This window comes from Paracoccus sp. SM22M-07 (assembly GCF_001887735.1).
Classification (GTDB): domain Bacteria; phylum Pseudomonadota; class Alphaproteobacteria; order Rhodobacterales; family Rhodobacteraceae; genus Paracoccus.
On the sequence record NZ_JPKW01000004.1, the window covers coordinates 489,634 to 515,755 of the forward strand.

General features: G+C 68.0%; 25 protein-coding genes. 8 read left to right on the top strand and 17 right to left on the bottom strand.

What is annotated here, in order from left to right; genetic code table 11:
- Window positions 1-36: 36 nt before the first annotated feature.
- From IE00_RS09300 to hslV, 3 genes are all read right to left on the bottom strand, one after another.
- Complete coding sequence (locus IE00_RS09300; protein ID WP_072296790.1) at window positions 37-216, bottom strand: PLDc N-terminal domain-containing protein; 180 nt, start codon at window positions 214-216, stop codon at window positions 37-39.
- Window positions 217-293: 77 nt separating this feature from the next.
- The gene (hslU, locus tag IE00_RS09305; RefSeq protein ID WP_072296791.1) at window positions 294-1,601 is read right to left on the bottom strand and encodes an ATP-dependent protease ATPase subunit HslU; all 1,308 of its coding nucleotides are present in this window, start codon (window positions 1,599-1,601) and stop codon (window positions 294-296) included.
- A 35-nt stretch (window positions 1,602-1,636) separates the two neighbouring features.
- Window positions 1,637-2,194: an ATP-dependent protease subunit HslV gene (gene hslV / locus IE00_RS09310; protein WP_072296792.1), complete on the bottom strand. Its 558-nt coding sequence runs from the start codon at window positions 2,192-2,194 to the stop codon at window positions 1,637-1,639.
- Window positions 2,195-2,297: 103 nt separating this feature from the next.
- On the opposite strand from hslV, the gene IE00_RS09315 reads away from it, so the two are divergent.
- The gene (locus IE00_RS09315; protein WP_072296793.1) at window positions 2,298-3,200 is read left to right on the top strand and encodes a hypothetical protein; all 903 of its coding nucleotides are present in this window, start codon (window positions 2,298-2,300) and stop codon (window positions 3,198-3,200) included.
- Between the two features lie 36 nt (window positions 3,201-3,236).
- Here IE00_RS09315 and trxA read toward each other — a convergent pair whose 3' ends face one another.
- From trxA to tsaE, 5 genes are all read right to left on the bottom strand, one after another.
- Window positions 3,237-3,557: a thioredoxin gene (gene trxA, locus IE00_RS09320; RefSeq protein WP_072296794.1), complete on the bottom strand. Its 321-nt coding sequence runs from the start codon at window positions 3,555-3,557 to the stop codon at window positions 3,237-3,239.
- A gap of 78 nt (window positions 3,558-3,635) precedes the next feature.
- Window positions 3,636-6,995 carry a double-strand break repair helicase AddA gene (gene addA / locus IE00_RS09325; RefSeq protein ID WP_072296795.1) on the bottom strand — a complete coding sequence of 1,120 codons (3,360 nt, stop codon included), beginning with the start codon at window positions 6,993-6,995 and terminating at the stop codon, window positions 3,636-3,638.
- On the bottom strand, window positions 6,988-9,936 hold the full coding sequence (gene addB, locus IE00_RS09330) for a double-strand break repair protein AddB (RefSeq protein ID WP_072296796.1): 2,949 nt from the start codon (window positions 9,934-9,936) through the stop codon (window positions 6,988-6,990). The genes addA and addB overlap by 8 nt, the downstream gene beginning before the upstream one ends.
- Window positions 9,929-10,603 carry a nucleotidyltransferase family protein gene (locus IE00_RS09335; RefSeq protein ID WP_072296797.1) on the bottom strand — a complete coding sequence of 225 codons (675 nt, stop codon included), beginning with the start codon at window positions 10,601-10,603 and terminating at the stop codon, window positions 9,929-9,931. The genes addB and IE00_RS09335 overlap by 8 nt, the downstream gene beginning before the upstream one ends.
- Window positions 10,588-11,997, bottom strand: a complete 1,410-nt coding sequence (tsaE, locus tag IE00_RS09340; protein ID WP_072296798.1) for a tRNA (adenosine(37)-N6)-threonylcarbamoyltransferase complex ATPase subunit type 1 TsaE — start codon at window positions 11,995-11,997, stop codon at window positions 10,588-10,590. The genes IE00_RS09335 and tsaE overlap by 16 nt, the downstream gene beginning before the upstream one ends.
- Window positions 11,998-12,101: 104 nt before the next feature.
- On the opposite strand from tsaE, the gene IE00_RS09345 reads away from it, so the two are divergent.
- Window positions 12,102-12,698: an SH3 domain-containing protein gene (locus IE00_RS09345; RefSeq protein ID WP_072296799.1), complete on the top strand. Its 597-nt coding sequence runs from the start codon at window positions 12,102-12,104 to the stop codon at window positions 12,696-12,698.
- 8 nt (window positions 12,699-12,706) lie between these two features.
- Here IE00_RS09345 and dapB read toward each other — a convergent pair whose 3' ends face one another.
- On the bottom strand, window positions 12,707-13,546 hold the full coding sequence (gene dapB / locus IE00_RS09350; protein ID WP_072296800.1) for a 4-hydroxy-tetrahydrodipicolinate reductase: 840 nt from the start codon (window positions 13,544-13,546) through the stop codon (window positions 12,707-12,709).
- A 73-nt stretch (window positions 13,547-13,619) separates the two neighbouring features.
- Here dapB and rbfA point away from each other — a divergent pair, with 73 nt between their 5' ends.
- From rbfA to truB, 3 genes are all read left to right on the top strand, one after another.
- Window positions 13,620-14,051, top strand: a complete 432-nt coding sequence (gene rbfA / locus IE00_RS09355) for a 30S ribosome-binding factor RbfA (RefSeq protein WP_072296801.1) — start codon at window positions 13,620-13,622, stop codon at window positions 14,049-14,051.
- Window positions 14,041-14,796 (top strand): phosphodiester glycosidase family protein, encoded by a 756-nt coding sequence (locus IE00_RS09360; RefSeq protein ID WP_072296802.1) that lies wholly within the window; start codon window positions 14,041-14,043, stop codon window positions 14,794-14,796. Before rbfA ends, IE00_RS09360 begins: the two co-directional genes overlap by 11 nt.
- 69 nt (window positions 14,797-14,865) lie before the next feature.
- Complete coding sequence (gene truB / locus IE00_RS09365; RefSeq protein WP_072296803.1) at window positions 14,866-15,759, top strand: tRNA pseudouridine(55) synthase TruB; 894 nt, start codon at window positions 14,866-14,868, stop codon at window positions 15,757-15,759.
- Window positions 15,760-15,774: 15 nt separating this feature from the next.
- Here the strand turns inward: truB and IE00_RS09370 are convergent, their stop codons facing one another.
- The 3 genes from IE00_RS09370 to IE00_RS09380 all read right to left on the bottom strand — a co-directional run bounded on the left by IE00_RS09370 (window position 15,775) and on the right by IE00_RS09380 (window position 18,409).
- On the bottom strand, window positions 15,775-16,587 hold the full coding sequence (locus tag IE00_RS09370) for an NlpC/P60 family protein (protein ID WP_072296804.1): 813 nt from the start codon (window positions 16,585-16,587) through the stop codon (window positions 15,775-15,777).
- 2 nt (window positions 16,588-16,589) lie between these two features.
- Window positions 16,590-17,963, bottom strand: coding sequence for a M17 family metallopeptidase (locus tag IE00_RS09375; protein WP_072296805.1), 1,374 nt, complete (start codon window positions 17,961-17,963; stop codon window positions 16,590-16,592).
- A gap of 68 nt (window positions 17,964-18,031) precedes the next feature.
- On the bottom strand, window positions 18,032-18,409 hold the full coding sequence (locus IE00_RS09380) for a hypothetical protein (RefSeq protein ID WP_072296806.1): 378 nt from the start codon (window positions 18,407-18,409) through the stop codon (window positions 18,032-18,034).
- Between the two features lie 140 nt (window positions 18,410-18,549).
- On the opposite strand from IE00_RS09380, the gene IE00_RS09385 reads away from it, so the two are divergent.
- On the top strand, window positions 18,550-19,197 hold the full coding sequence (locus IE00_RS09385; protein ID WP_072296807.1) for a carbonic anhydrase: 648 nt from the start codon (window positions 18,550-18,552) through the stop codon (window positions 19,195-19,197).
- An 81-nt stretch (window positions 19,198-19,278) separates the two neighbouring features.
- Here IE00_RS09385 and IE00_RS09390 read toward each other — a convergent pair whose 3' ends face one another.
- The 5 genes from IE00_RS09390 to IE00_RS09410 form a co-directional block, all read right to left on the bottom strand.
- The gene (locus IE00_RS09390; protein ID WP_072296808.1) at window positions 19,279-20,301 is read right to left on the bottom strand and encodes an aspartate-semialdehyde dehydrogenase; all 1,023 of its coding nucleotides are present in this window, start codon (window positions 20,299-20,301) and stop codon (window positions 19,279-19,281) included.
- Window positions 20,302-20,373: 72 nt separating this feature from the next.
- On the bottom strand, window positions 20,374-20,991 hold the full coding sequence (locus IE00_RS09395; RefSeq protein WP_072296896.1) for a glycosyltransferase family 29 protein: 618 nt from the start codon (window positions 20,989-20,991) through the stop codon (window positions 20,374-20,376).
- A gap of 20 nt (window positions 20,992-21,011) precedes the next feature.
- Window positions 21,012-22,052 carry a glycosyltransferase family 4 protein gene (locus IE00_RS09400; protein WP_072296809.1) on the bottom strand — a complete coding sequence of 347 codons (1,041 nt, stop codon included), beginning with the start codon at window positions 22,050-22,052 and terminating at the stop codon, window positions 21,012-21,014.
- A complete protein-coding gene (locus tag IE00_RS09405) occupies window positions 22,045-23,235 on the bottom strand; it encodes an MFS transporter (RefSeq protein ID WP_072296810.1) in 1,191 nt (396 codons plus the stop codon). Before IE00_RS09405 ends, IE00_RS09400 begins: the two co-directional genes overlap by 8 nt.
- Before the next feature lie 73 nt (window positions 23,236-23,308).
- Complete coding sequence (locus IE00_RS09410; RefSeq protein ID WP_205949661.1) at window positions 23,309-23,836, bottom strand: hypothetical protein; 528 nt, start codon at window positions 23,834-23,836, stop codon at window positions 23,309-23,311.
- 154 nt (window positions 23,837-23,990) lie between these two features.
- Here IE00_RS09410 and leuB point away from each other — a divergent pair, with 154 nt between their 5' ends.
- Entirely contained in the window at window positions 23,991-25,118 is a 1,128-nt protein-coding gene (leuB, locus tag IE00_RS09415) for a 3-isopropylmalate dehydrogenase (RefSeq protein ID WP_072296812.1), read from the top strand.
- Window positions 25,118-26,077: a DMT family transporter gene (locus IE00_RS09420; protein ID WP_072296813.1), complete on the top strand. Its 960-nt coding sequence runs from the start codon at window positions 25,118-25,120 to the stop codon at window positions 26,075-26,077. The genes leuB and IE00_RS09420 overlap by 1 nt, the downstream gene beginning before the upstream one ends.
- Window positions 26,078-26,122: the final 45 nt, after the last annotated feature.

A 26,122-nucleotide genomic window follows, 5' to 3' on the forward strand; every position in this document is an offset into this window, starting at 1 on the left:
CGGGGCGCGCCTTTTGCACGGTCATCGTGGCTGTCGTCAGATGGTCCTGCTGGATTTGGGTCCAGCAAAGTACCAGATGATGAAGCCGAGAACCGGCAGCACCAAGATCAGCAGGATCCACAGCAATTTCGCCTTGGTGCTGGTATTCGTGTTGATGATCTGCGCGATCGCCCACACATCCAGAACAAAGATGATAACGCTAAAAAGCCAACCCATGTGAACCGTCCTCTGTCTGAATCCACTGACTGAACACGGTCACATGCGATTGGTTCCGGCCAAAGATGAAATCGTTCTCAAAGGACGTAGCGTGACAGATCGGTCGACCGCGACAGGTCGCCCAGATGCTTTTCGACAAAGGTGTCGTCGACGCTGATCGTCTCTCCGCCACGGTCGGGCGCGTTGAAGGACAGCTCCTCGAAGACGCGTTCGATCACGGTGTAAAGACGGCGTGCCCCGATGTTCTCGACCGATCCGTTCACCTCGGCGGCGATGCGGGCAAGGGCCGCGATGCCGTCATCGGTAAAGGTGACGGTCACCTGTTCGGTCGCCATCAGGGCGGTGTATTGCCGCGTCAGGGCATTGTCGGTTTCGGTCAGGATGCGCACGAAATCGGCCTCGGTCAGGGCGCGCAGCTCGACCCGGATCGGCAGGCGACCCTGCAGTTCGGGCAGCAGGTCCGATGGCTTGGCGACGTGGAACGCCCCCGAAGCGATGAACAGGATATGGTCGGTGCGCACGGCGCCATGCTTGGTGCTGACGGTCGTGCCCTCGATCAGCGGCAGCAGGTCGCGCTGCACGCCTTCGCGGCTGACATCGCCGCCGCGGCCTTCGTTCTTGGCGCAGACCTTGTCGATCTCGTCGATGAAGACGATGCCGCTTTCCTGGACGCTTTCCAGCGCGGCGGTCTTGATCGTCTCGTCGTCCAAGAGCTTGTCGGCCTCTTCGGCGATCAGCAGGTCATAGCTTTCGGCGACGGTGACCTTGCGGCGCACGCGGCGACCGCCAAAGGCCTTCATCAGGCCCGACAGGTCCATCATGCCGCCCATCTGCTGTCCGGGCTGGCCGGGCATCTCGATGCCGCCAAGCGGGTTCGAATTGTCCTGCAGCTCCAGCTCGATGATGGTGTCGTCCAGCTGGCCGTTCTTCAGCTTGTCGCGGAACATCTGGCGCGTGCCGTCGCGGGCATCCTTGCCGGCCAAGGCTTCGATCACGCGATCCTCGGCGGCCTGACGGGCACCCGCCTTGACCTCCTCGCGCATGCGTTCACGGGTGTCGATGACGGCGGCATCGACCAGGTCGCGGATGATCTGTTCGACATCGCGCCCGACATAGCCGACTTCGGTGAACTTCGTCGCCTCGACCTTGATGAAGGGCGCATTGGCCAGCTTGGCCAGGCGACGGCTGATCTCGGTCTTGCCGACGCCGGTCGGTCCGATCATCAGGATGTTCTTGGGATAGACTTCGTCGCGCAGGTCATCGCCCAGCTGCTTGCGCCGCCAGCGGTTGCGCATGGCCACGGCCACGGCACGCTTGGCTTCTTGCTGTCCGATGATGAAACGGTCCAGCTCGGACACGATCTCGCGCGGGGTCAGGTCGCTCATGGTGGGAATCCTTTGTTGCCTTGGTCGAAACGGGTTCAGCTGTCCGCGATTTCGACGGTCAGGCGGCCATTGGTATAGACGCAGATGTCCGACGCGATCGCCATCGCCTTGCGCGCCACGGCTTCGGCATCCAGATCGGTTTCCAGAAGCCCGCGCGCCGCGGCCAAGGCAAAATTCCCGCCCGAGCCGATGGCGGCCACGTCATGTTCGGGTTCCAGCACGTCGCCTGCCCCGGTCACGACCAAGAGGTCGATGCCGTCGGTGACGATCAGCATGGCTTCCAGGTTGCGCAGGTACTTGTCGGTGCGCCAATCCTTGGCCAGGTCCACGCAGGCACGCTGCAGCTGGCCGGGGACGGCCTCCAGCTTTTTCTCCAGCCGTTCCAGCAGGGTAAAGGCATCGGCGGTCGATCCGGCAAAGCCCACGATGACGTCGCGGCCGCCGGGCGACAGGCGGCGGACCTTGCGGGCCGTGCCCTTCATCACCGTCGGTCCGACACTGACCTGACCGTCGCCTGCCACGACGACCTTGCCGCCGCGCCGCACCGCCAGGATGGTGGTGCCGTGCCAGCCGGGGAATTTGTCATCTGCCATGGGGCTCTGCTCCGAGAATATTTGCGTTGGACAGCAGATATGAAGCCCCTGCCCGGCTTGCAACCCGTTGATAATCACGCATTCGCGCCCTAGCGTCCGGGCCATGACGTCGGAAAGAACGCTCAGCGTGTATCTGCATCCGCCGATCCTGCAGATGGCGCAGGCGGGCAAGCTGGGCTTTCTGAACCGGATGACCGCGCTCTTGACCGCGCGCGGCTGGCAGGTCGGGATCGAACGGTCCGGCAAGGCGGCGCGGGCCGCAGCCCCTGCCCGTCCGGGCTTTGCGCTGTTCAATATGGAAAAGCCGACCCATGACCGGGCGCTGACCTTCCGGCTGGCCTATCACTATCCCTTCTGGCGGCTGGAACCCCGGGCCGAACGCTGGCGCTGGCCCGTGGCGCTGGCCCCGTTCGAGGCGGCGGAAATCGACCACGCCCGCGCCCGCAATTTCGCTCAGGCCCTGCGCGACCGCGTTCTGCCCGGTCCGCCGCCCGTCCGGGGCGATCACGTCCTGATCCCGCTGCAGGGGCATATCCGGCGCCAGCGCAGTTTCCAGGCGGCCAGTCCCCTGCAGATGGTCCGCGATGTCGCCGCCATCGGCCGCCCCTGCTTTGCAACCCTGCACCCCAAGGAGGTCTATGACGATCAGGACCGCGCCACGCTGCACGACATCGCCGCCCGTCATCCAAACCTGACGATCGGCGGCGACACAGGGGCGCTGCTGCGCGATTGCGCTTTCGTGGTGACGCAGAACAGCGGCGTGGGTTTCGACGCCCTGATCCTGGAAAAGCCCGTGGTGCTTTATGCGCAATCGGATTTTCACCACATCGCGCTGAACGTGGCGCAGATGGGGGCCGACAAGGCGCTGGAGCGGGCGGCCAACCACAAGCCGCCCTTCGCGAAATACCTGGATTGGTTCCTGCGCAGGACCAGCCTGGACATGATGGCCGCGGACGCCGACGACCGATTGCTGGCGGCCATGAAAAAAGGCGGCTGGCCCGTCTGAGGGGCCGCCGCCTTTCATCGTCATCGCATCACGCGATCAGATGGATTCGTCGATCCAGCTTTTCAGCGCCGCCTTGGGGGCCGCGCCCATGCGGTTCGACACCACCTCGCCATCCTTGAACATGAACAGGGCGGGGATGCCGCGCACGCCCAGCTGGGCTGCCTGTTCGGGGTTCTCGTCGACATTGACCTTCACGATCTTGATCTTGCCGGCATATTCATCCGACAGTTCTTCCAGCGCGGGGCCGATCTGCTTGCAGGGGCCGCACCATTCCGCCCAGAAATCGACGATGACTGCGGTTTCTGCCTGACGCACTTCGGCGTCGAATTCTGCGTCGTTCACATGCACGGTGGCCATGTTCAGCTCCTGTATCTCTCGGGCCGGAAGGGACCGGCATCGGTTCACTCCAACAGCTAGGTCCGGTGACCCCTTTGGTCAAGGGGCGGCCAGCACCTGATCCAGCGCCTTGTCCATCACCGCATCGGGCAGTTCCATCAGCTCCGCCGTCTGCGTCCACAGGACGGCGACGCGCACGGGCCGGTCCGTCCAGATGCCCTGCAGGGCCAGCCGATAGGCCGCCATCTGGCGCAGGATGCCTTCGGGGGTGGCCTCGGGGGTGGCGGGGACGGCGCTGTTCGTCTTGTAATCCACCGCCATGACGTGATCGGGCGCGACGACCAGCCGGTCGATGATGCCGTTCAGGATGCGACCGTCGGGCAGGGGGGTGGTCACCGCGACCTCGGGCAGGACCTGCGTGCCGGGGGCGGGGCGCAGGACGGCGTCCAGCGCGGGGGCTTTGATCAGCTCCTCCGCCTCGGCCAGCAGGTCGGCCAGGTCCTCGGCATCGGGCAGGCCGCCTTCGGCCCCCGCCAGCAGGGTTCGGGCCAGCCCCGGCCATTCGGTCTGCGAATGATCCGGCAGATGTTCCAGCAGCAGGTGCAGCCGCGTGCCGCGCAGCATGGCCGCGTCGCGATCCCCCTGCGTGGCCGCCGCGATCACCTTGGCCCCGCCCAGCCCGGTCGCCGTCAGCACCCCGACGTAATCGGCGGGCTGGGGCGGCATGCGCATCGCCCAATCGGGGGCGGGCTGCGGGGGCAGGGGTGCCGCATGGTCGGTGACCGCCTGTTCGGGCCAATCGCCAAAGGACAGGCGCAGACCCTCGCCCAGGCCTTCCACCGGCAGCTTGCTCCGGGTCAGGTCGGCACGCGTCGCGCCTTCGGCGATCATGCTGTACCAGCTGTCCAGCCCGTCGCCCGTCTCGCCCGCCGCGGCGACGATCAGCCAGCTTTCCGCCCGCGTCATCGCAACATAGAGCAGCCTTCGCCGTTCCTCATCCTGGCGCTGGTCCCATTCGGCCACGGCCAGCGCCACGGCGTCGCATCGATCGCCCGCCGCGCCCTTCCAGACGGGCCTGTCATCGACCCGCACGATGCGCTGGCGGCTGTCGGGGCGGCGCTTCTGGGTTTCGGGCAGGATCACGACGGGGCTTTCCAGGCCCTTGGACCCATGCACCGTCATCACCCGGATCAGCCCGCCCTCGCCACTGGGCAGCTGACGCTTGACCTGCACGTCATCGCTTTGCAGCCAGACCAGGAAACCCGTCAACGAGGGCGTCTCGACCTGTTCATAGGCCAGCGCCTGCGACAGCAATTCGTCGATGCCGTCCTCGGCCTCGGGACCCAGCCGGGCCAGCAGGGCGGCGCGGCCGCCGTGGCGGGTCAGCAGGCGGGCGATGATGTCATAGGGGCGCACGTAGTCTGCCCGCCCCGCCAGATCGTTCAGAATATCCAGCGAAACAAGATGTTGTGAGTCGCGCAGTTTTGCCCACAATAATTCGCCCTTGCGCCGTTGTGCCAGCCGGAACAGGTCGTCTTCGGACAGGCCGAACAGGGGCGATCGCAGGGCGGCTGCCAGCGACAGGTCATCCTCGGGCGTGGCCAGGACCGACAGGGTCGCGGTGATGTCGCGAACGGCCAGTTCCGCCGCCAGCTTCAGCCGGTCGGCACCCGCCACCGGCAGGCCCGCGGATTTCAGTTCCGCGATCAGCGCGCCGAACAGGTCGCTGCGCCGCTGCACCAGGATCTGGATGTCGCCGGGACCGATGGGACGCAATGCCCCGGATTTCGCGTCCCGTATCGGCGTGCCCAGCATGTCGCGGATCTGGCTGGCGATGATGCGCGCCAGTTCCGTATTCGCGTCGTTTTCGGCGGGCGCATCGACGGGCTGCTTCCAGTCGGGGCGTTCGGGGCTGTCGGGTTCGGGCAGGGCGGGCCAGATGTCCACACGACCGGGCAGGGTGCCACGAAAGGCGACATGGCGCGGCGGATCGCCCAGGCCTTGGGCCGCATCGCCGTGAAACACCGCATCGACCAGCGACAGGATGGCCGGAGAGGACCGGAAGCTGTGCGCCAACCCGCGCTGCTGCATCGGCTGCTGGACGGCCTGGAAATCGGCGGCAAAGCGGTCGCGCATGGCCTCGAAGACGGCGATGTCGGCGCCCTGAAAGGAATAGATCGACTGTTTCGGGTCGCCCACGACGAACAGGGTGCGGGGCCGGTCATGCGCGCCGTCGCCCCCGGTGAATTCATCGGTCAGGCGGCGGATCACCCGCCACTGGTCGGGGCTGGTATCCTGCGCCTCGTCGACCAGGATGTGGTCGATGCCGCCATCCAGCCGCCACAGCACCCATTGCGCCATGCTGGATTCCTCCAGCAATTGCGCGGTGCGGTGGATCAGGTCGTCGAAATCCAGCCAGCCATGCGCGGATTTTTCCGCCGTCATGCGGGCGGTGAAGGCGTGGCCAAAGCGATGCAGCGCCAACGTCCGTTCGGCGGTGGCCAGCGCCAGCGCCTGGGGGCGGGCCAGTTCGACCCGTGTCATCAGGTCCTCCAGATCGTCCATGAAGGGCGCGCAGGCCCCATGGCGCAGATCCTTGGTGGGGATGCTGCCGATCTTGGCGCTGAAGGGGACCTTGGCGCCGCCGCCGGTCAGCAGACAGCCGCAGAGGATCCACAGTTCGGCCATGCCCGGATCGCGCCAGCGGCCCTGCGACAGGGCGGCGGCCAGCTTGGCATCGGTGGATTTCCCGGTCCGCAGCACCGGGATCAGCGCGTCGAACAGGTCGCTTTCCGTGCCCGTGAAGACATCCGCCAGTAGGGCGTCGGCCGTCACGCCCGGCGGCAGGTCCAGCGCGCGCCAAAGCGCATCGGCATCGGGGGGCGCCTGGTAGTCGACCTGCGACAGGCCGGCCAGAAAGCTGTCCAGGTTGTCGCCAGATTGCAGGCGGGTCAGGTCGCGAATGGCGGGATCGCCGGCCTCGGCCATGTCCTCGATGATCTGGGCGCGCAGCGCGCGGGCGCTGCGGTCGTCCAGTTCGGCAAAGCCCATCGGCACGCCCGCTTCCAGCGGAAAACGCCGCAGCAGCGCCGCGCAGAAGCTGTGGATGGTCTGGACCTTCAGCCCGCCCGGCGTCTCGATGGCGCGGGCGAAAAGGCGGCGGGCCTGCGGCAGGTCGGGATCGCCCGCCTCGCCCAGCTGCGCCAGTTCGGCGCGCAGCTCGGCCTCGGGCAGCATCGCCCATTTGCCAAGCCGCGACAGCAGGCGGTTCTGCATCTCGGTCGCGGCGGCCTTGGTATAGGTTAGGCACAGGATGCGTTCGGGCGCGGTCCCCGCCAGCAGCAGGCGGGCCACGCGGTCGGTCAGCACGCGGGTCTTGCCCGACCCCGCATTGGCGGTCAGCCAGGTGGTGCGGGCCGGATCGGCGGCGGCGATCTGGTTCAGCGTGGCCTCATCCATGATCGCCCACCTTTCGCGGTTCTGCGGTATCGGTCAGCGCCCATTCGCCGTATCGCGCCAGATGATCGTAATCGCCGGCATAGGAGGTCTTTTCGGGTGCGCGCATGGCCGTGAACCCCGCCCGTCCGGTCAGATAGGCGGCGATCAGTTCGACGAAGCCGTCCCAGGTCCCGCCCTCGATGGCATGGTCGTGTTCGCGGTCAAAGGTGCGCCCCTCGCCGCCCAGCTGGATATAGCGGATGGCCCCGACATCGACCGGCCCAAGCGCGTCGAAGCCGCCGCGCCGGGCCATCGCGGCCTCCAGCATCAGCTGCTTGTCGAAATGCCGGATCTGGGCGTCGGTGGGCGGCGTGCCGGATTTGTAGTCATAGACGACGACCTGCCCGTCATGCAGCAGGTCGATCCGGTCCGGCTTGGCGGTCAGGGTGAAATCCATCCCCGGTACCGAAACCCGGCCCCGGTTCTCGATGACGGTGGGCGTGCCTTCGGCCAGTCGCGCCAGTTCGTCGGCCACGATGCGTTCGGCGATGCCTTCGATCCGGGCGGCCCAGAAGGCGCGGGCCGTGGGCCAGGGGACGTCAGTCTGCAGCGTGTCGCGGGTGATGGCCAGGAACTGCGCCTTCAGCACCTCGGGCGGGGTGTCGGGGGCGGGGCGGGTCTTCAGCAGGGCCTCGACGATGGCATGCAGGGTCTGGCCACGCAGGGATGCGTCGGGTTCGGGGCGCAGGGGCGGCAACGGGCGCAGGTTCAGCACCCGCTTGGCATAGACCGCATAGGGGTCGCGGATCAGCAGCGAGATATCGGTGACCGGCAGTTCCCGGAAGGGCGGTCCCGGCGGCACGGGCGACGGGCGCCGGGCGGGCGGGACGGTCTCGGTCGGTCGTGCCACCGCCTCGGCCATCGCCAGCCAGCGGTTGCCGCGGTCGCGCATGGCGGCCAGCCCCTGCGGGCCGTTTCGGTCGGGCAGGCCGCCCATCAGGTTCATCATCCGGTTCAGCCAGCGCGAGGGGATGGTCTCGGCCTCGGCATCGCGGCGTGCGCGGGTCAGGATGACGCGTTCGGCGGCGATGCCCTGCTGAAAATCATGCGCCGCCAGTCCGATCTGGCGTTCGGGCACGGGCAGTCCCGCCGCCAGCCGCATCTGGCGCGACAGCCAGGGGTCGGGGGACAGGGGCTGCGGCCAGCCGCCCTCGTTCAGGCCCGACAGGATGACGGTGCCATTGGCATAAAGCCGCGCCTCGCGCGGGCCATGGATGCGCAGGCTGTGCCAGGCGGCGACATCCTCGCGCACGGCCTTGGCCTGCAATTCGGTGATCAGCAGCGCACAAAGGTCGTTCGGACCCACATCCGGCCCGTGATGGGCATGTTCCAGCAGGTGGTCCAGCACGGCACGCGACATGGTGCCGGCCTTGTCCTGCCACAGGCGCGATGCCTGGACATCGCCGCCGGGACCTGCGGCCAGCGCCTCGGCCAGGGCGATCATGTCGCGCAGGCGGTCGGGCAGGGGGCGGGAGGCGCGGTCGCGGGCCAGGGGCGTGATGCGGTCCAGCATGCCGGCCAGCCATTCCGCCCAGATCTTGCGGCTGTCGTCGCCCTTGGTCGCCCAGTCCGTCAGCGTCGGCGCATCGGGAAAGGCGGGCCCGAATTTGCGCAGCTTCAGTTCCAGGTCGCGCGTGTGGCGCAGGATGTCGTTGCGCCCGATCACCTGCGATCCGGTCGCCGTCAGCGGATGCTTCAGCAGGATCAACAGGCGGTCGACGGTCAGCGCCTCGCCGAACAGCGCCGCGACTTGGCGCAGGAACAGGCCCGGTGCGGTCAGGGGCAGGGGGCGGCCCGCACTGTCATCGGGCAGGATGTGCCAGCGGTCCAGCGCCGCCGTGACCCGGCGGATCAACCCGCTGTCGGCGGCGATCAGGGTGACGCATTCGTCGCGTTCGGCGGCGTCGCGCATGACCAGGGCGATGGCCTCGGCCTCCTGGCCCGGCTGGTCGGCCTCGATCAGGGTCAGGTCGGCGGTGGCAGGGACCAGGTCGGGCAGCTGCGGGCCTTCGGCGATCCACTGGTCGGTGACGGGTGCGGGGCGCAGGGCCAGCGACAGCAGCCGGTTGCGCGCCGGGGATGCGGGCTGCGCATCGGTCCAGCGCGCGGGATAGCCCGCATCGCGGATCAGCGGGGCAAAGCGCGATTGCGGGTGATCGTCGGCGGCGTCGCCCAGATTGTCCCAGACCGATTGCGGTTGGTCGAAATCGAAACCGGGCAGCACCACGGCCCCCTGCGGCAGCGCGGCCACCGCCTGCATGTAAAGCCGCGTCGCCCCATGTGATCCGGTCGAACCCGCGACGATCACCGGCCCCTGCGGCAGGTTCAGGCCCTGCGACCATTGGGCCAGCGCCTGTTCGGCGGCGGCGCGCTGGCGGGCGGGACGGTCGCGCCAGGGTTCGTCCAGGTGGAATTCGGCGGCAATGCGCAGGAAGGCCAGCGCGTTCTGCCAATGGCGGGCGTGATCGCCGGTATCGATGCTTTCCAGGTCGGTGATGTCGCGGCCTTCGGTCTGCATCTCGGTCATCAGCAGCGACAGCGATTGCGCCAGGACCGGGATGGCATGTCCCGCGCCCAGATCGGGGCGCAGCCGGACCATCCGGTCGATCAGCCGCGCCAGTTGCAGGCGGCGGGCCAGGGGCGCCTCGGGCAGGTTCGGCATGGCCAGCGGCCCCGGATCGACCGAGGTGATGGTGCGCAGCTTGGGCAGCAGCAGCGGCCCCGCACGGTCGAAGGCGCGGCGGATCTCTCCCATGGTCTGGGATGCGTTGACCAGGATGGTGACGCGGGCCAGCGCCTCGGGCGGTTGGCCTACCATGCGGTCCAGCAGGCCGCGCACGAATTCGCGGGCGAAATGCACACCGGGCGGAAGGGCATAGAGGCCGCGCATCGGATCACCCATCCAGCAGCGCCTGCGCCATGGGGATGGCTTCGGGATAGCCGACATCGCACCAGCCGCCCCGATGGACCATCCCGAAGACGCGCCCCCTGGCGATCAGCCGGTCCCACAGGACGTTCAGCGAAAAGACGGAATCGGGAATATCGGCCAGCAGGTCCGGTCGGATGATCTGCGCCCCGGCATAGACGAAATCGCCCTTGCGGGTCAGGGCTCCGTCATCCGTCATGCTGAAATCGCCCGCGCCCTTGCGCGCCGTCGCCTGGGCCAAGGGGATCAGCGCCAGCAGCGCGTCCATGCGGTCCCCGTCCCACGCCGCCTGCAGGGCCGAAAGCGGGTTCGGCCCCGTCCAGACCACGTCGGGGTTCAGCGTCATGACCGGACCCCGACCCAGCAGCGGCAGCGCCTGGCGCAGACCGCCGCCGGTATCCAGGATGGTCTGCGGTTCGGGGCTGATGGCCACGTCCTGACCCGCCAGGTGGTCGGCGATCTGTTGGCCCAGGTAATGCGTGTTCACCACGATGGGCGCGCAGCCTGCGTTCCGCCCCAGATCCAGCGCGCGGTCCAGCAGGGTGCGGTCCCCGACCCGGATCAGCGGCTTGGGGCGGGTGTCGGTCAACGGGCGCATGCGCGTGCCAAGCCCCGCGGCAAAGATCATCAGCGGCTGGGGCATCGGGCACGAATCCTTTCGATCAGGGCGGCGTCGGGGGCGGGCAGGGCGTTCACCTGCGCGGCCAGTTCGGTCAGCGCCGGATGGGCCAGGTCGCGCTGCAGATGGCCCCAGACCCGCGGCATGAAATCCAGGTATCGCGGCTTGCCGTCGCGCAGGCAAAGCCGGGTGAAGATGCCCATGATCCGCAGGTTGCGCTGGGCCCCCAGCAGGGCATAGGCGGCGCGGAAGGCGTCGGCGTCAACCCCGGTGGCGGCCAGATAGCGGTCGATGGCGCGCGTTTCCAGCGCGGGGTCCACGTCGCGGCGGGCATCCTGCAGCGCCGAGACCAAGTCATAGGCCGGGTGGGCCGCGACCGCATCCTGGTAATCGATCAGCCCCAGGGGAGAGGCGTCGCGCCAGATCAAGTTCTCGGCGTGGAAATCGCGCAGGGCCAGCACGGGCGGCAGCACGGCCAGTGCGTCATGCAGGCGCGCGATCAGCGGGGCGATGCCCGCGCCGGCCGCCCCGTCCGTCACGCCTGCGGCCTGCGGATACCAGTCGGCGAACAGCCCGACCTGATCGGCCAGCGCCGCGCCGTCTAGGGCCGGAACGAAACCCGGAACCGGCTGTCGGTGCAGGTCGACCAGCAGATCGACCACGCGGTCATAGATCAGCGGCGCCATGCCCGGATCGCGTTCCAGCACCCGCGCCACCAGGTCGTCGCCCAGATCCTGCACCAGCGCCAGGCCGCTGGCCTGATCCTGGGCGATGATTGCCGGGGCGCCGAAACCGTGGCCGGTCAGCCAGTCGGTCATCGTCAGAAAGGCGGGCATGGCCCCCGCGGGGTCGTCCATCAGGATCGCGCGGCCCTGCGGACCCTCCAGCCGGAAATAGCGCCGCGCCGAGGCATCGCCCGCCAGCGGCAGCACCCGTGCCTCCGCCCAGCCCGCCTGGGTGACGAAGGCCGCGCGTGCGGCCATCCGGTCCGCGCCGTCGAAATCCAGGTCGATCCGGCGCAGGTCGGGATCGGGGCAGGGCGTCAGGGTGATCCGCAGCGGGTCGGGCGGGGCAATATCCAGCCGGTCGGGCCATTCGATCAGGCAGATGGCGTCCTGCATCGCGTCGTCCAGGCCCAGCTCGAACAGCTCGGACGGGTCGGTCAGGCGATAGAGGTCGGCGTGCCAGATCTGGCTGCCCATCGGGTCGTCATAGGTCTGGACCAGCGTGAAGGTGGGGCTGGGTACATCTTCGGCCAGATCGCCTTGGCGCGCACGAATGAAGGCGCGGGCGAAATGGGTCTTGCCCGCGCCCACCGGACCCTCCAGCAGGATGGTGGCGGGCGGCGCGATCTGGGCCGCCAGCATGCGGGCAAGGGCGGCGGTCAGGGTTTCGTCGGCGATCAGGCTTGTGCTCATGGGATGGTTCTAGCCGCTTGGAACGCCGGGGGGAACAGGTCAAGAAACCGTGGGATGCGGCGGCGCCCGGCGCGCGCTAGGCTGGCGGCAAAGGAGAAGAACCGATGATCCGCACCGCCCTTGCCCTAATGCTGTCGGCCACGCCCGCGCTGGCCACGCAGGAATACATCCTGCCCACGCTGTTCGACGTGACCCGCGTCGCGCCGGACGACGTGCTGAACATTCGTGCCGATCCGAACGGCAGCGCCTCCATCATCGGCACGCTTGCCCCCGACGCCACCCGCGTCGAGGTGGTCGAGGAACGCCGGGGCTGGGGCCGGGTCAATACGGGCGAGGGGACTGGCTGGGTATCGATGCAGTTCATGCATTACCGCACCGATGTCTGGCAGGAGAATGCACTGCCTGCGGGCTGGCAATGCTTCGGGACCGAGCCCTTCTGGACGGTCATCCCGCAGGGCGATCGGCTGGTGACCGCCATGCCCGGCCTGCCCGACGACATGCGCCCACTGCGGGCCGTGCGGTCCACCGGGGTCTTTCGCGACCCGACCCGCGCCGTGATAGCCCCAGGGATGACCCTGACCAGCACGCCGCAGCAGTGTTCGGACGGCATGTCGGACCGGCTGTTCGGGCTGCAGGCGCTGGTCGTGATCGATGGCGAAAGCCCCACGCTGCTGCGCGGCTGTTGTTCGATCCAGCCCTGAAGGACCGGTCAGACCTGCAGGCCCAGCACATCCAACATGTCGTATTCGCCCGGACCCTTGTCCTGGCCCCAGATGGCGGCACGAAGCGCGCCCCGGGCAAAGATCGCGCGGTCGGTGGCCAGATGGCGCAGCACGATGCGTTCGCCATCGGCGGCGAAGATCACGTCATGTTCGCCCACCACGTCGCCGCCGCGGATGGCGGAAAACCCGATGCTGCCGGTTTCGCGCGCGCCGGTGATGCCTTCGCGGGCGGGGGTGCGCAGGGCGTCTAGATCGGCGCCGCGTCCCTCGGCGGCGGCTTGGCCCAGCATCAGCGCGGTGCCCGAGGGCGCGTCGACCTTGTGGCGGTGATGGGTTTCGACCACTTCGATGTCCCAATCGGTGCCCAGGGCAGCGGCGACCTTGCGCGTCAGGCCCACCAGCAAGTTGACGCCCAGGCTCATGTTGCCGGCGCGGATGATGGGGGCATGACGGGCGGCGGCGGCCAGATGGTCCAGATGGCGCTGTTCCATGCCGGTGGTGCCGATGACATGCACGGCGCGGGCCTGGGCGGTCAGCTCGGCAAAGGCCACGGTCGCGTCGGGGGCGGTGAAGTCGATCACCGCCTGCGCCTGCGCGATGGCCGTCACCGCATCGTCGGTGACCGCGACACCCACCGGCGCGCCGCCCATGGCCTGCCCGACATCCTGGCCGATCCAGTCATGGCCGGGGCGTTCCAGCGCACCCGCCAGCCGGACCTGCGGGTTGTCCAGGATCAGCCGGATCAGCATCTGTCCCATGCGTCCGGATGCGCCCGTGACCACGATCCCGGGGCGGGTCGGTGCGTCGGTGTTCTGAAAATCGCTCATCTGTCACCCCTGTTGGCTTTTACAGCGTCATATCCCGTTGCGGGCCGGCCCGCGACCCCCTACATCGGGGCGCATGGCACAGAACCGCAATTCCCAAGATCGTGGCCCGTCGCAGCGTCAGCTGCGGGTGGGCGAAGTGATCCGCCGCAGCCTCTCCGACGTGCTCATGCGCGCGGATGTGCATGACCCGGATCTGAACCGGCATTCCATCACCGTGGGCGAGGTTCGCATGTCGAATGACCTCAAGGTGGCGACGGCCTATGTCCTGCCCCTGGGCGGGCGCGACGCGCAGGACGCCCTGGCGGCGCTGCGGCGCAACACGCCCGAACTGCGGCACCTGATCGTCAAGGGCATGACGCTGAAATTCGCGCCCCAGCTGGTCTTCCAGCTGGACGAGACCTTCGACCGCATGGACGACACCCGCCGCCTGTTCGAGGATGAACGCGTGCGCCGCGACGTCGAGGCCCCCGACGACGATGCGCCCGAGGAAGACGATGATCGCTGATCTGCCGCGCCGTCTTGCGGTGGCTTTCGGCATGCTGGTCGCGCTGGCGATCCCGGCGGGGGCCGCCACCTGCGACCGCGCCGATCATGACGGACAGGGCTATGTGATCTGCACCGTGCCCGCCGCCGATCAGGGCGACCTGCGCCTGTGGCAGGATGGCCCGGACGGCAAGCCCCTGCGCAATTTCGCCAATATCCGGCGCAGCCTGCGCGAGGGCCAAGCGCTTGGCTTTGCGATGAATGCGGGGATGTTCCATCCCGATTACCGCCCCGTCGGCCTGCTGGTCATCGACGGAGAGGAACTCTCGCCCATCGTCACCGGCGCCAGCGACGGCAATTTCGGCCTGCTGCCGAACGGTGTCTTCTGCGCGGGCGGCGCGCGTCCCTTCCAGGTGATCGAATCCCGCGCCTTTGCCCAGGCCCGTCCCGACTGCCGCATCGCCACCCAATCGGGGCCGATGCTGGTGGTGGATGGCGACCTGCATCCGCGTTTCCTGGAAGACAGCGACAGCCGCTATATCCGGAACGGGGTCGGCGTATCCCCCGACGGGCGGACGGCCTGGTTCGCCATTTCCAACCGTCCGGTAACGTTCCATGAATTCGGTCGCCTGTTCCGCGACGGACTGGGGGCGCGCGACGCGCTTTACTTCGACGGGTCGGTGTCGCGGCTTTACGCGCCGTCGGTCAACCGCGCCGATTTCGGGCGCAGCATGGGGCCGATCATCGGTCTTGTCGGACAGGACTGATGTCGTGGCCGGTTGACGGCAGCCTCAGGCGGGGCTATCCCCCCGGCCCTTGATTTTCAGGAGTTTCGGATGGCGCGCAAGAAGGGCCGTGAGGTCAATGGCTGGCTGATCGTGGACAAACCCGCAGGGGTCACCTCGACCTCGGTCGTGGCGAAGGTGCGGTGGGCGCTGGACGCCAAGAAGGCGGGCCATGCGGGCACGCTGGACCCCGATGCGACGGGCGTTCTGGCCGTGGCCCTGGGCGAGGCGACCAAGACCGTCCCGGTCATCACCGATGCGCTGAAATGCTATGACTTCGTGGTGAACTGGGGGTCGGAAACGGCCACCGACGATGCATCGGGCGATGTGGTCAAGACCGCCGATGCCCGCCCGACGCGCGCAGAGGTGCAGGACGCGCTGGCCGCCTTCACCGGCGAGATCATGCAGATCCCGCCCGCCTATTCCGCCGTCAAGGTCGATGGCGAACGCGCCTATGACCTGGCCCGCGAGGGCATCGAGATGGAATTGGCCGCCCGCCCCTTGTGGGTCGAGAGCCTGAAGATGCTGGATGCCGACGACAACACCGCGCGGCTGGAAATGGTCTGCGGCAAGGGCGGCTATGTCCGCTCGATCGCGCGCGACCTGGGGCGCACGCTTGGCTGTCTGGGCCATGTCGCGCATCTGCGCCGCACCTGGTCCGGCCCCTTCGAGGCCGAGAACGGCGTCGCCTTCGACAAGATCGACCGCGAGGCGCAGGAATGGCTGGAAAGCCAGCTGCTGCCGTTGGAAACCGGCCTGACCGACCTGCCGATGCTGCGCGCCACCCCCGAAGGCGCGATCCGCATCCGCAACGGCAACCCGGGCGAGGTGACCAACGGCGCCGAATGGGGCGAGCTGGTCTGGGTCGCGGACGCCAAGGGGCCGGTCTGCATCGGCCGCTATCAGGGCGGCACGGTCCAGCCGGAACGCGTCTTCAACCTCTAGGTTGAAGACCGCGCGTCACCCCGGGCGGCGCGCGCCCTGGAACGGCCCGTCACCCGCCGCATCGATGCGGGTGATGGCATCGGGGATGGATTCGCGGATCACCGCCATCTGCCACGCGGTCGCATGGATCATCATGTCGGGCGACAGGGCGATGGCCACGTGGCCCGGCCAGAACAGCAGGTCGCCGCGCCGGATATCGTCGGTCACGGGAAAGGCGTCGCGCTGCAGGTCGCTGTCGCCGGGGCAGGCGATGCCGCATTCGGTCAGCGCCAGTTGCGCCAGCCCCGAACAGTCGATCCCCGACCGGCTGTTGCCCCCCCACAGATAGGGCGTGCCCAGCATGGTTTCGGCCACCTGCGCGGGGTCGTCGGCCAATTGGTCGCCCACATGCTGGGCCGGGACGAAGCCGCCGTCCGCCAGTTCGGCAAAGCCGCCCGCGATCGCGGTGACCGACAGGCGCGATCCGCGGGTCAGGGACAGGCGTTCCGGCCGCTTCATGTCCGCGGCGGGATAGACATGGGTGGCGGGGGCGGTGACGCGATGGGTGATGGCGGGCAGGTCGTCCGTCAGCGCATCGGCCCGCAGCCAGCCGCAATAGCCGTCGAGGCCCGACTGGACAAAGGCAAAGCCGTCGCGAATGTCGATCACCGTCAGGTCGGTGCCGAAGACCACCTGCCGGTCGCGCCGCCCGTCGGGCGCGGTCAGCAGGTCGGTCAGCGGCGCCGCCAGCCGCGCCGGGCGACCGGCGGTATAGGCAGGGCGGTCCAGCCGGTCGCGCAGGGTGTCCAGCGCGACACGGTCGGTGGCGGGGGTCAGGCGGCGATCCATGATCAGGCCATGATCGCGGGCAGGGCCGCCAGGATGGCCCGCGACCCCTGGCCGACGCCGCCCTTGGGACGCCCCGGCGCGGCAGCGGGCTGCCAGCCATAGATGTCCAGATGGGCATAGCGCCCGGCCCCGTCGGCAAAGCGCTTCAGGAACAGGGCCGCGGTGATCGACCCGGCCATCCCGCCCGAGGGCGCGTTGTCCAGATCGGCGATGCCCGGTTCGATCATGCCTTCGTAGGGTTCCCAGAAAGGCATGCGCCACAGCGGATCATCGGCCTGCATCGCCGCCGATTGCAGCGCGGTGGCCGTGGCATCGTCGTCGCAATAGAAGGGCGGGACATCCGGCCCCAATGCGACCCGCGCCGCCCCCGTCAGCGTCGCCAGCGAGATCATCAGGTCCGGGCTTTCCTCGGCCCCGAAGGTCAGGGCGTCGGCCAGGACCAGGCGGCCTTCGGCGTCGGTGTTGTTCACCTCGACCGACAGGCCCTTGCGGCTGGTCAGGATGTCGCCGGGGCGGAAGGCATTGCCCGCGACGCTGTTTTCCACCGCGGGGATCAGCACCCGCAGGCGAATGCCCGCCGCGGCCCCCGTCCTGACCATCATCTTCAACAGGCCAAGCGCGGTGGCTGCCCCGCCCATGTCCTTTTTCATCAGCCCCATCGACGCGCCGGGCTTGAGGTTCAGCCCGCCCGTGTCATAGCAGACCCCCTTGCCGACCAGCGTCAGCATCGGTCCCTGGTCGCCGATGCGGATGTCCAGCAGGCGCGGTTCGGTCGCCGAGGCGCGGCCGACCGCGTGGATCAGCGGGAAATTGGTCTTGAGCAGGTCCTTGCCGGTGGTCACCTCGATCCGGGCGCCCAGATCGTTGCACAGCGCGCGGGCGACCGTCTCCAGCTTGTCGGGTCCCAGATCGCTGGCGGGGGTGTTGATCAGGTCGCGGGTCAGGAATTCACCCCCCGCAATGGCCAACGCGCGATCGGCATCGGCGCCTTCGGGGCAGACCAGACGCGGGCCCTGACCCTGCGATCCGGCATAGCGGGTGAAACGGTACTGGCCCAGCAGCCAGCCAAGCGCCAGCTGATCGGCGGTGAAACCGTCGGGATTGTGGGCCAGGTGCCAGTCGCCCTTGGGCAGGGCATGGGCGCGCGCGATCTGAAAGCGGTCGCGTCCGGCGCGGCCCCGATCGCCCAGCCCCATCAGCGCGCCGCGCATGCCACCGTTCCCATCGGGCAGCAGGCAGATCTGGCCCGCCTGCGCGGCAAAGCCGGTGGTCTGCGGCCAGGTGCCGGCCTCGGCCTCGGCGGGCAGGTCCTCTCCGGCCCAGACCAGCCATAGCGGGCGGGTCGCATCAGAGGCGGGGGCGAATTCGGGCGTCATGTGATGTTCCTTCGCAAATCCGCGCCAGCCTACATGCCATGCCGCCTGCCGCAACCCCAACCGCCCCCTCAGGGCAGGGCGGCGCGGTCCCAGATGGCGGTCAGCGATCCGTTGCCGACCCGCTGCAGCCGCCGGCGGATGGCGGCGATGGCGGGCTGATCGCCATGTTCCGCCGCCCCGCCCAGATCCATCGCCACCCCGGCCAGCGAGACCAGCCCGATCTGCCAGGCCAGGCGCGACATGCGTTCGGCCTCGGCCACGGCCTGCGCCAGGTCGCCCGCGGCCAGCGCCGTTTCGACCGTGCCCAGGATGCCCGCCAGTTGTTCCAACGCCATGCAGATCACCTGCTGGCCTGCGGTTTCGCCCAGTTCGGCCATGATTGCGGCCACGCGTGCCCTGTCCACACGCGCAGGCTCTGCCAGCGTCAAAGCCGTGATCCGTGCCATCCGCACCTCCGTCGGGTCTTGCCATTCCTTTGGGGAAGATGGCGGGAACCGGTGAAGAAAGCCTTGCCGTCCGCGCAATAAACCTCTCGAATTTGGTTCAATTCCGGCCTATTGCACTGTTCCAGAAAGCGAGGTTCCAGATGCACAACCTGTCTCCGTTGCCCCAATATCTGATCAAGCGCTATCAAGGGTGGAAAGCCACGGCGCATGCGGAAAACCACGCCTGGTACCGCCGGCTGGCCGATGAGGGTCAGCGCCCGCGCGCCATGGTGATTTCCTGCTGCGACAGCCGTGTCCATGTCACCAGCATCTTCGGTGCCGATTCGGGCGAATTCTTCATCCATCGCAACATCGCCAACCTGGTGCCGCCCCATGCGCCCGACGGGTTGCAGCACGGCACCTCGGCGGCGGTCGAATACGCGGTCGAGGCGTTGAAGGTCGCGCATCTGATCGTGGTGGGTCACACCCGCTGCGGCGGCGTCGCGGGGTGTCACGCCATGTGTTCCGGCGCCGCCCCCGAGCTGGAGGAGAAGACCAGCTTCGTCGGCCGCTGGATGGACATCCTGCGCCCCGGCTATGAGCGCGTGAAGGATCTGCCGCAGGATCAGCAGGTCAGCGCGCTGGAAAAGGAAGCGGTCCTGGTCTCGATCGAGAACCTGATGACCTTCCCCTTCGTGCGCAGCGCCGTCGAGGCGGGCACCCTGTCGCTGCATGGCCTGGTCCATGACATCGCCGAAGGCACCCTGCTGCAGGCCGAGGATGCGGGAAAGACCTGGGCCGCCGTCTGAGGCCACGCGACCACCCAAAAGGAAGGGGCGGCAAGGCTGATGCCTGCCGCCCCTTTTTCGTTCCGGTGACGCGAAGGGCGATCAGCCCTTCTTCAGGACCTTGTTGCCCAGCAGTTCGGCGATCTGGACGGCGTTCAGCGCCGCGCCCTTGCGCAGGTTGTCGCTGACGCACCAGATGTTCAGGCCGTTCTCGATCGTGCCGTCCTGGCGGATGCGGCTGATGAAGGTGGCGAAATCGCCCACGCATTCGACCGGCGTGGTGTAGCCGCCGGGCTCGCGCTTGTCGACGACCATGATGCCGGGGGCCTCGCGCAGGATGTCGCGGGCCTCGTCCTCGTCCAGGAAATCCTCGAACTCGATGTTGATGGCCTCGGAATGGCCGACGAAGACGGGGACGCGGACGCAGGTCGCGGTGACCTTGATCGACTTGTCCATGATCTTCTTGGTCTCGGCGACCATCTTCCATTCTTCCTTGGTCGAGCCGTCATCCATGAAGACGTCGATCTGCGGGATCACGTTGAAGGCGATCTGCTTGGGGAATTTCGACGGCGCGACTTCCTGGCCGGGGACATACATGCCCTTGGTCTGGTTCCACAATTCGTCCATGGCATCCTTGCCGCCGCCCGACACCGACTGATAGGTCGAGACGACGACGCGCTTGATGCGGGCACGGTCGTGCAGGGGCTTCAACGCCACGACCATCTGCGCGGTCGAGCAGTTGGGGTTGGCGATGATGTTCTTCTTGGAATAGCCGGTGATGGCCTCGGGGTTCACTTCCGGAACGATCAGGGGGACATCGGGGTCATAGCGATAGAGCGAGCTGTTGTCGATCACGACGCAACCGGCCGCCGCCGCGAGGGGGGCGTATTTCTTGGTCGCGTCCGATCCGATGGCGAACAGCGCCATGTCCCAGCCCGTGAAATCGAACTGTTCGATATCCTTGATCTTGAGAGTCTTGTCGCCAAAGCTGACTTCGGTTCCCTGGCTGCGACGCGATGCCAGCACGGCAATCTCGTCAATCGGGAACTGGCGCTCATCAAGGATGTTCAGCATTTCGCGGCCCACGTTTCCGGTGGCACCTGCGACGACGACTTTGTAACCCATTTTCCGGGGACTCCTTCTCCTGCGGTCGTCGGCGTTTACCGCAATTGCAGGGTCATTGGAAGGGCTTGGCCCCTAGCGGACCAGCGTCAGGCGGGAATCGCTGTGCAGCAGGTCGTCGACCCAGGCCCCCTCGGCGCTGAAATCATGGGGCACATCGGCGGCGGTGCGGCGGCCCGACAGGCTGAGGCTGGCGAAGAAATCGAACCCGTAAAGCGTCAGCGATGCCAGCGGCCCGCGCAGCAGCAGGTCGATCATCATGGCGCCCGTGGTGGGCGGGGCCGACAGCCGACCGCGCAGCGCCTCGTAATCGGTCTGAGGGTGCAGATAGAAGCCCGCGCCGCTGGCCGTGCGCCAGTCCAGCCGCTTGCGTTTGGGCGACATCCACAGGATGCGGTCGGGGTCCAGCCGCGCGCGATCCGCATCAGGCAGGCGCGTGGCCAGCGCCAGCCAATCGGTGCGGCTGCCGTGGCTGGCCGAGGCCGGCATGGGCGCGCGGTTGATGCGCACCACCAGGTCGGCGGCGTCGATGGCGGGGCCATGGGATGCCTGCGCCAGCGAACGCGCATTGCCGATCAGCGCGACATGGCGGCTGTCCAGATCCGCCAGCAGGTTGCCCTGCGGGATCGACATGCGGGCGATGCGCCCGTCATTGCGCATCAGCCGTGCGGCCATGAAGTCCAGGCGCGACAGGGCGGGGGCGGGCAGATCGCTCATGGGTGGGCCAGCAGGTCGTGATAGATATCCACCAAGGCGCGGGCCTCGCCCTCGATGGCGTGGTTGGTGGCGACATGGTCGCGCGCGGCGCGACCGGCCGTGGCACGGGCCGCATCATCGCCCAGCCAGCGGTCAAGGGCTGCGGTCAGGGCGGGGGCGTCCTCCTTGGAGACCAGGCTGCCGGTTTCGCCGTCGCGGATCAGCGTCTCATAGGCGCCGACGCGGGCGGCCACGGCGGGCACGCCGCAGGCCATCGCCTCGAGCGGGGTCAGCCCGAAACCTTCCCACCGGGCGGGGGCCGCGAACAGGTCCAGCGCCTGGTAATGCCGCACCACCTGGTCCCAGGGCAGTTCGCCCAGGAACCGGATGCGGTCCGACAGGCCCGCCGCCTTGATCCGCGCCAGCAGGTCGTCGGCAAAGGCGCGGTTGTCCTGGGTGATGCGTCCGGTGAAGATGATCTGGGCACGCGGGTGTTTCGGCAGCAGCTCCAGCCCCGCCTGCACCAGCAGATCGACACCCTTCTGCGCCCGCACCCGCCCGAAACAGCCGATCAGCACGGCGTCAGAGTCCAGCCCCAGTTCGGCCCGCAACGCGGCACGGTCGGGGGCGGGGTGGAAAACCTGTGTATCGACGCCGTGCAGGATGACGGTCGCGGGCCGTTCCAGATAGCTGGCCGCCTGCGGCGAGGTCGCAACCAGCGCGTCCTGTTGCCGGATCAGCCAGCGGGTAAAGCCGGTATGGCTGCGCTGTGCGGCGGATGTGAACAGCAGCCGGTATTTCCGGCGCAGCACCCGGCGCAGGATCAGCCCAAGCGCCATTTCCGTGTTGCGCCGCGCATGCCAGACGCGCCAGCGGTCGCGGGGCAGGGTGGCCGCGCGCGTCAGGGGGATGTGGGGGACGTCGTCCGGCAGGCCGGGACCGGTGGCGCGGATGGCGATCATGCGCGCCTGCACCGGGATCAGGCGCACGACGGTGGCGGTCACGCCGGACAGCCGGCGTTTCAGGTTCGGGGCCACGACGAGGGGGGTGTCATCCATTCTGGGCCTCGGGGGTCAGGAAATACAGCAGGAACCCGATCACCAGCGGGATCAGGAAGAACAGCCACAGCATAGCGAAGGCCTCGGCCGAGGGGTAGGCCGCCTGCGCCGCCCCGAAGACCGGCCGTGATGCGAACTGCATCACCCCCGCGCCCCCGATGGAAAACATGTTCAGGAAGGTCACGCCCCGCCCGACCAGATGCCGCGGCAGGAAGGATTTGCCATGCGCCATCAGCAGCGGATAGCCCGACCCGAAAAAGCCCAGCACCACCAGCAGAGCCGCCGCCCATGCAGGCCCCAGGCCCGGCGCCAGCCACATGACCGACAGGGCGGCGATCATCACGGCGGTGAACAGCAGCATCGCCCGTCGCGCACCCCCCAGCAGCCGCGCGGCGGGGCCGGCCACGAAGCTGCCGACCACCATCGCCAGCCCCATGGCCAGGGTATAGCGCCCGATCTGCGTGGCATCCGCCCCATGCACCTGTTCCAGCCACGGCCCCGCCCAAAGCCCGCGGATCGCCGCGGCCACGGCATAGTTGACGGCAAAGAGCGGCAGGATGAACCACAGGGCCCGCAGGCGCAGGATCTGCGCGACCGAACCCTGCGGCTGGTCCGACCCAAGCGCCGCTGGATCGCGGACCTTGGCCAGGACCAGCCCCGCCGCCATCAGCGTGACCGCCGCCAGTCCCCACAGCGTCGCGCGCCAGCCAAGCGTCTGGATCACCCAGACCAGCGGCGCGGCGCCCAGGATGTTGCCAAGCGATCCGAAGCCAACCAGCACCCCCGCCAGCGTCCCGAAGGCCGCCGCCGGATACTCCCGCGCGAAGATGTAATAGGGTCCCATCAGCGCCGGCGAACAGCCGATGCCCAGCAGCGTCATGGCGACATGCAGATGCCACGGTGCGCTGGCCATCGCGAAGACGACCGCTCCGCCTGCTCCGCCCAGGGCCAGCAGCAGCCCGACGGTCCGGCGCGGTCCCCATCGGTCCAGCGCCGCCCCGACCGGCAGCTGCATCAGCGCGAAGGCGATGAACCACAGCCCCGATGACAGTGCCAGATCCCCCGCCGTCGCGCCCAGCTGGTCGCGCAGCGTGGGTGCCAGAACCGCCAGAAAGGCCCGATAGAACTGGCTGAGCATGTAGCCCAGCACAAGGCTGGCAAGCCCCGCAGAATATGCCGGCATGTGATCCTCCGCTTCCCCAGGTCAGGCTGGGCCATGGCGGCGGATCTTGCAAGATGTGCAAGACGCGGGACGGTCAGTTCGCCGCGTCGTTCCGGGAGGCGTTGTCCTGAGCTGCGCTGTCCTGCGGTTCGTCGCCGGGTGTCGGGGCGCCTTGGGCCGGCTGCGGCGCGGCCTGGGTGGCGGATTTCGTGCCGCCGCCCATCGCGACCAGCTTGTCGACCGTGTCCTGAACCCCCGGACCCAGATCGGCGCAGGCCTGCGGGTCGTCCATCACCGCGAAGGCGGGGCGGAAATATTCGCGGTCATAGGTGATCGGGTCCAGCGCCAGCTTGCGGGTCAGCGCATCGGTGGTGCCGGTCATCAGCTGCCAGGCGCCGTCGTCCACATCGTATTCGGGACAGTTCGACGTGATCACGTTGGCGCGCGCCAGTTCATGGGCCAGCTGGGTGGCCTGCGCGTCATTCAGCCCCGACACATCGGGCAGCGGCACGACCAGCCTGTCGCCCGGAATCCCTTCGGCGCCCTGTGCAAGGGCGGACCCAAGGGGCATGGTTGCACCGGCCGCCATCAGGACGGCCGAGATGATCCGCAAGGTTCTCATCGCGTTTCCCATCAGTCACTCTGTCCCCAAGGTCGGCCAGCGGATGCCCGTCTGCAAGGCAACTCACCGTGAACGGCGCCGTGATCTTGACCATGCGGCAGGGCTTGTCTAACCCGAAACGACATGCGCCGAGGCCGGCGCCAACGGAGGGATCATGTCCGACCAATACTCGCTTCTCATCCTGCCCGGCGACGGGATCGGCCCCGAAGTCATGGCCGAGGTCGTCAAGGTCATTGGGTGGTTCGAGACCCACCGCGGAATGACGTTCGATGTCAGCCAGGACCTGGTCGGCGGTGCCGCCTATGACGTCCATGGCGTGCCCCTGGCCGATGCCACCATGGCCAATGCGCAATCCGTGGACGCGGTCCTGCTGGGTGCCGTGGGCGGCCCGAAATACGACGTGCTGGATTTCAGCGTCAAACCCGAACGCGGGCTGCTGCGCCTGCGCAAGGAAATGGACCTGTTCGCCAACCTGCGCCCCGCGCAATGCTTTGACGCGCTGGCCGATTTCTCGTCCCTCAAGCGCGAGGTGGTCGCCGGTCTGGACATCCTGATCGTGCGCGAACTGACCAGCGGCGTCTATTTCGGCGAACCGCGCGGCATCCATGCCGATGACAACAACCCCGACAACGAAGGCGGTCGCGTCGGCATCAACACCCAACGCTATACCAGCGGAGAGATCCGCCGCGTCGCGCGTTCGGCCTTCGAACAGGCCCGCCGTCGCGGCAACAAGGTCTGTTCGATGGAAAAGGCCAACGTGATGGAATCGGGCATCCTGTGGCGCGAAGAGGTGCAGTGGGTCCACGACAACGAATATCCCGATGTCGAACTGTCGCACATGTATGCCGATAACGGCGCCATGCAGCTGGTCCGCCGTCCGCAGCAATTCGACGTCATCGTGACCGACAACCTGTTCGGCGACATCCTGTCGGACGCGGCCGCGATGCTGACCGGTTCCCTGGGCATGCTGCCTTCGGCCAGCCTGGGCGCCAAGATGGAAAACGGACGCCCCAAGGCCATGTACGAACCCGTCCATGGATCGGCCCCCGACATCGCGGGGCAGGGCAAGGCCAACCCCATCGCCTGTATCCTCAGCTTTGCCATGGCGCTGCGCTACAGCTTCGATCAGGGCGATGCGGCGGCGGAACTGGAACGCGCGGTCGAACGCGTGCTGGCCGACGGCGTGCGCACCGCCGACCTGATGGGCCCCGAGGACGGCACGCCCGTCAGCACCGCCGAAATGGGCGACCACATCATCGCGGCGCTGTCGAAAGGGGTCTGATGGCACTGTCGGGAAACGTCAAAGGGGCACTGCTGCAGCTTGCGGCCATGGGCCTCTATGCCACGCATGACGTGATCATCAAGTCGCTGGGGGCCAGCTATCCCGCGCTGCAGATCCTGTTCTTCGCGTCGCTTCTGTCGTTTCCCCTGGTGTCCATCATCCTGATGAGCAATCCCCAACCCGGGACACTGCGCCCGGTGAACCCGGGTTGGGTCATTCTGCGCACCGTCTGCGCGGTTGTGGCGGGCATGGGGGCGTTCTACGCCTTTTCGACCCTGCCGCTGACGCAGGTCTATGCGATCCTGTTCACCACGCCCCTGCTGATCACCATGCTGTCGATCCCGATGCTGGGCGAACGGGTGGGCCTGCATCGCCTTGGGGCGGTCATCGTCGGCATGTCGGGCGTGCTGATCGTCCTGCGCCCCGGCACCCAGGACCTGCAGCTGGGCCACCTGGCCGCCATGTGCGGCGCCGTGGCCAGCGCCGTCGCCGCCATCGTCATCCGCCGCCTGGGGTCGCGAGAACGCCCGCTGGTCCTGATGATGTGGCCGATGCTGGGCAACTTTTTGGCCACGGGCGCCGCGCTGACCATCAGCTATCAGCCGATGCAGCTGCACCACCTGGCCATGACGGGCATCATCGCCAGCCTGGGGCTGATCGGCAGCTTCCTTGTCATCCAGGCCTATCGCGCGGGCGAGGCCACGAGCGTCGCGCCCATGCAATATTCGCAGATCCTGTGGGCCACGGGCTATGGCTGGTTCCTGTTCGGCGAAAGCGTCGATCTGCCGACGATCGTCGGGGCTGGCATCATTATCGCATCAGGCATCTACATCGTCGCCCGCGAGGGAAGGGGCGGCGTCTCGGTCAACCGCCCCGTCACCTCGTCCCGGCTGCGCAGCGAAACGGTGACCACGCCCAAATCCACGATCTTGCAAAGATTGTGGCCGCATCGCAGCTGATTGGGGCTTGCATTCGTGCCTGTTGCGCGATACCTGCCCCACCTA

Excerpts from the sequence above, each read along its gene's own strand:
- IE00_RS09300 (WP_072296790.1), bottom strand. The coding sequence starts at position 216 with ATGGGTTGGCTTTTTAGCGTTATCATCTTTGTTCTGGATGTGTGGGCG.
- hslU (WP_072296791.1), bottom strand. The coding sequence starts at position 1,601 with ATGAGCGACCTGACCCCGCGCGAGATCGTGTCCGAGCTGGACCGTTTC.
- hslV (WP_072296792.1), bottom strand. The coding sequence starts at position 2,194 with ATGGCAGATGACAAATTCCCCGGCTGGCACGGCACCACCATCCTGGCG.
- IE00_RS09315 (WP_072296793.1), top strand. The coding sequence starts at position 2,298 with ATGACGTCGGAAAGAACGCTCAGCGTGTATCTGCATCCGCCGATCCTG.
- trxA (WP_072296794.1), bottom strand. The coding sequence starts at position 3,557 with ATGGCCACCGTGCATGTGAACGACGCAGAATTCGACGCCGAAGTGCGT.
- addA (WP_072296795.1), bottom strand. The coding sequence starts at position 6,995 with ATGGATGAGGCCACGCTGAACCAGATCGCCGCCGCCGATCCGGCCCGC.
- addB (WP_072296796.1), bottom strand. The coding sequence starts at position 9,936 with ATGGGTGATCCGATGCGCGGCCTCTATGCCCTTCCGCCCGGTGTGCAT.
- IE00_RS09335 (WP_072296797.1), bottom strand. The coding sequence starts at position 10,603 with ATGCCCCAGCCGCTGATGATCTTTGCCGCGGGGCTTGGCACGCGCATG.
- tsaE (WP_072296798.1), bottom strand. The coding sequence starts at position 11,997 with ATGAGCACAAGCCTGATCGCCGACGAAACCCTGACCGCCGCCCTTGCC.
- IE00_RS09345 (WP_072296799.1), top strand. The coding sequence starts at position 12,102 with ATGATCCGCACCGCCCTTGCCCTAATGCTGTCGGCCACGCCCGCGCTG.
- dapB (WP_072296800.1), bottom strand. The coding sequence starts at position 13,546 with ATGAGCGATTTTCAGAACACCGACGCACCGACCCGCCCCGGGATCGTG.
- rbfA (WP_072296801.1), top strand. The coding sequence starts at position 13,620 with ATGGCACAGAACCGCAATTCCCAAGATCGTGGCCCGTCGCAGCGTCAG.
- IE00_RS09360 (WP_072296802.1), top strand. The coding sequence starts at position 14,041 with ATGATCGCTGATCTGCCGCGCCGTCTTGCGGTGGCTTTCGGCATGCTG.
- truB (WP_072296803.1), top strand. The coding sequence starts at position 14,866 with ATGGCGCGCAAGAAGGGCCGTGAGGTCAATGGCTGGCTGATCGTGGAC.
- IE00_RS09370 (WP_072296804.1), bottom strand. The coding sequence starts at position 16,587 with ATGGATCGCCGCCTGACCCCCGCCACCGACCGTGTCGCGCTGGACACC.
- IE00_RS09375 (WP_072296805.1), bottom strand. The coding sequence starts at position 17,963 with ATGACGCCCGAATTCGCCCCCGCCTCTGATGCGACCCGCCCGCTATGG.
- IE00_RS09380 (WP_072296806.1), bottom strand. The coding sequence starts at position 18,409 with ATGGCACGGATCACGGCTTTGACGCTGGCAGAGCCTGCGCGTGTGGAC.
- IE00_RS09385 (WP_072296807.1), top strand. The coding sequence starts at position 18,550 with ATGCACAACCTGTCTCCGTTGCCCCAATATCTGATCAAGCGCTATCAA.
- IE00_RS09390 (WP_072296808.1), bottom strand. The coding sequence starts at position 20,301 with ATGGGTTACAAAGTCGTCGTCGCAGGTGCCACCGGAAACGTGGGCCGC.
- IE00_RS09400 (WP_072296809.1), bottom strand. The coding sequence starts at position 22,052 with ATGGATGACACCCCCCTCGTCGTGGCCCCGAACCTGAAACGCCGGCTG.
- IE00_RS09405 (WP_072296810.1), bottom strand. The coding sequence starts at position 23,235 with ATGCCGGCATATTCTGCGGGGCTTGCCAGCCTTGTGCTGGGCTACATG.
- IE00_RS09410 (WP_205949661.1), bottom strand. The coding sequence starts at position 23,836 with ATGAGAACCTTGCGGATCATCTCGGCCGTCCTGATGGCGGCCGGTGCA.
- leuB (WP_072296812.1), top strand. The coding sequence starts at position 23,991 with ATGTCCGACCAATACTCGCTTCTCATCCTGCCCGGCGACGGGATCGGC.
- IE00_RS09420 (WP_072296813.1), top strand. The coding sequence starts at position 25,118 with ATGGCACTGTCGGGAAACGTCAAAGGGGCACTGCTGCAGCTTGCGGCC.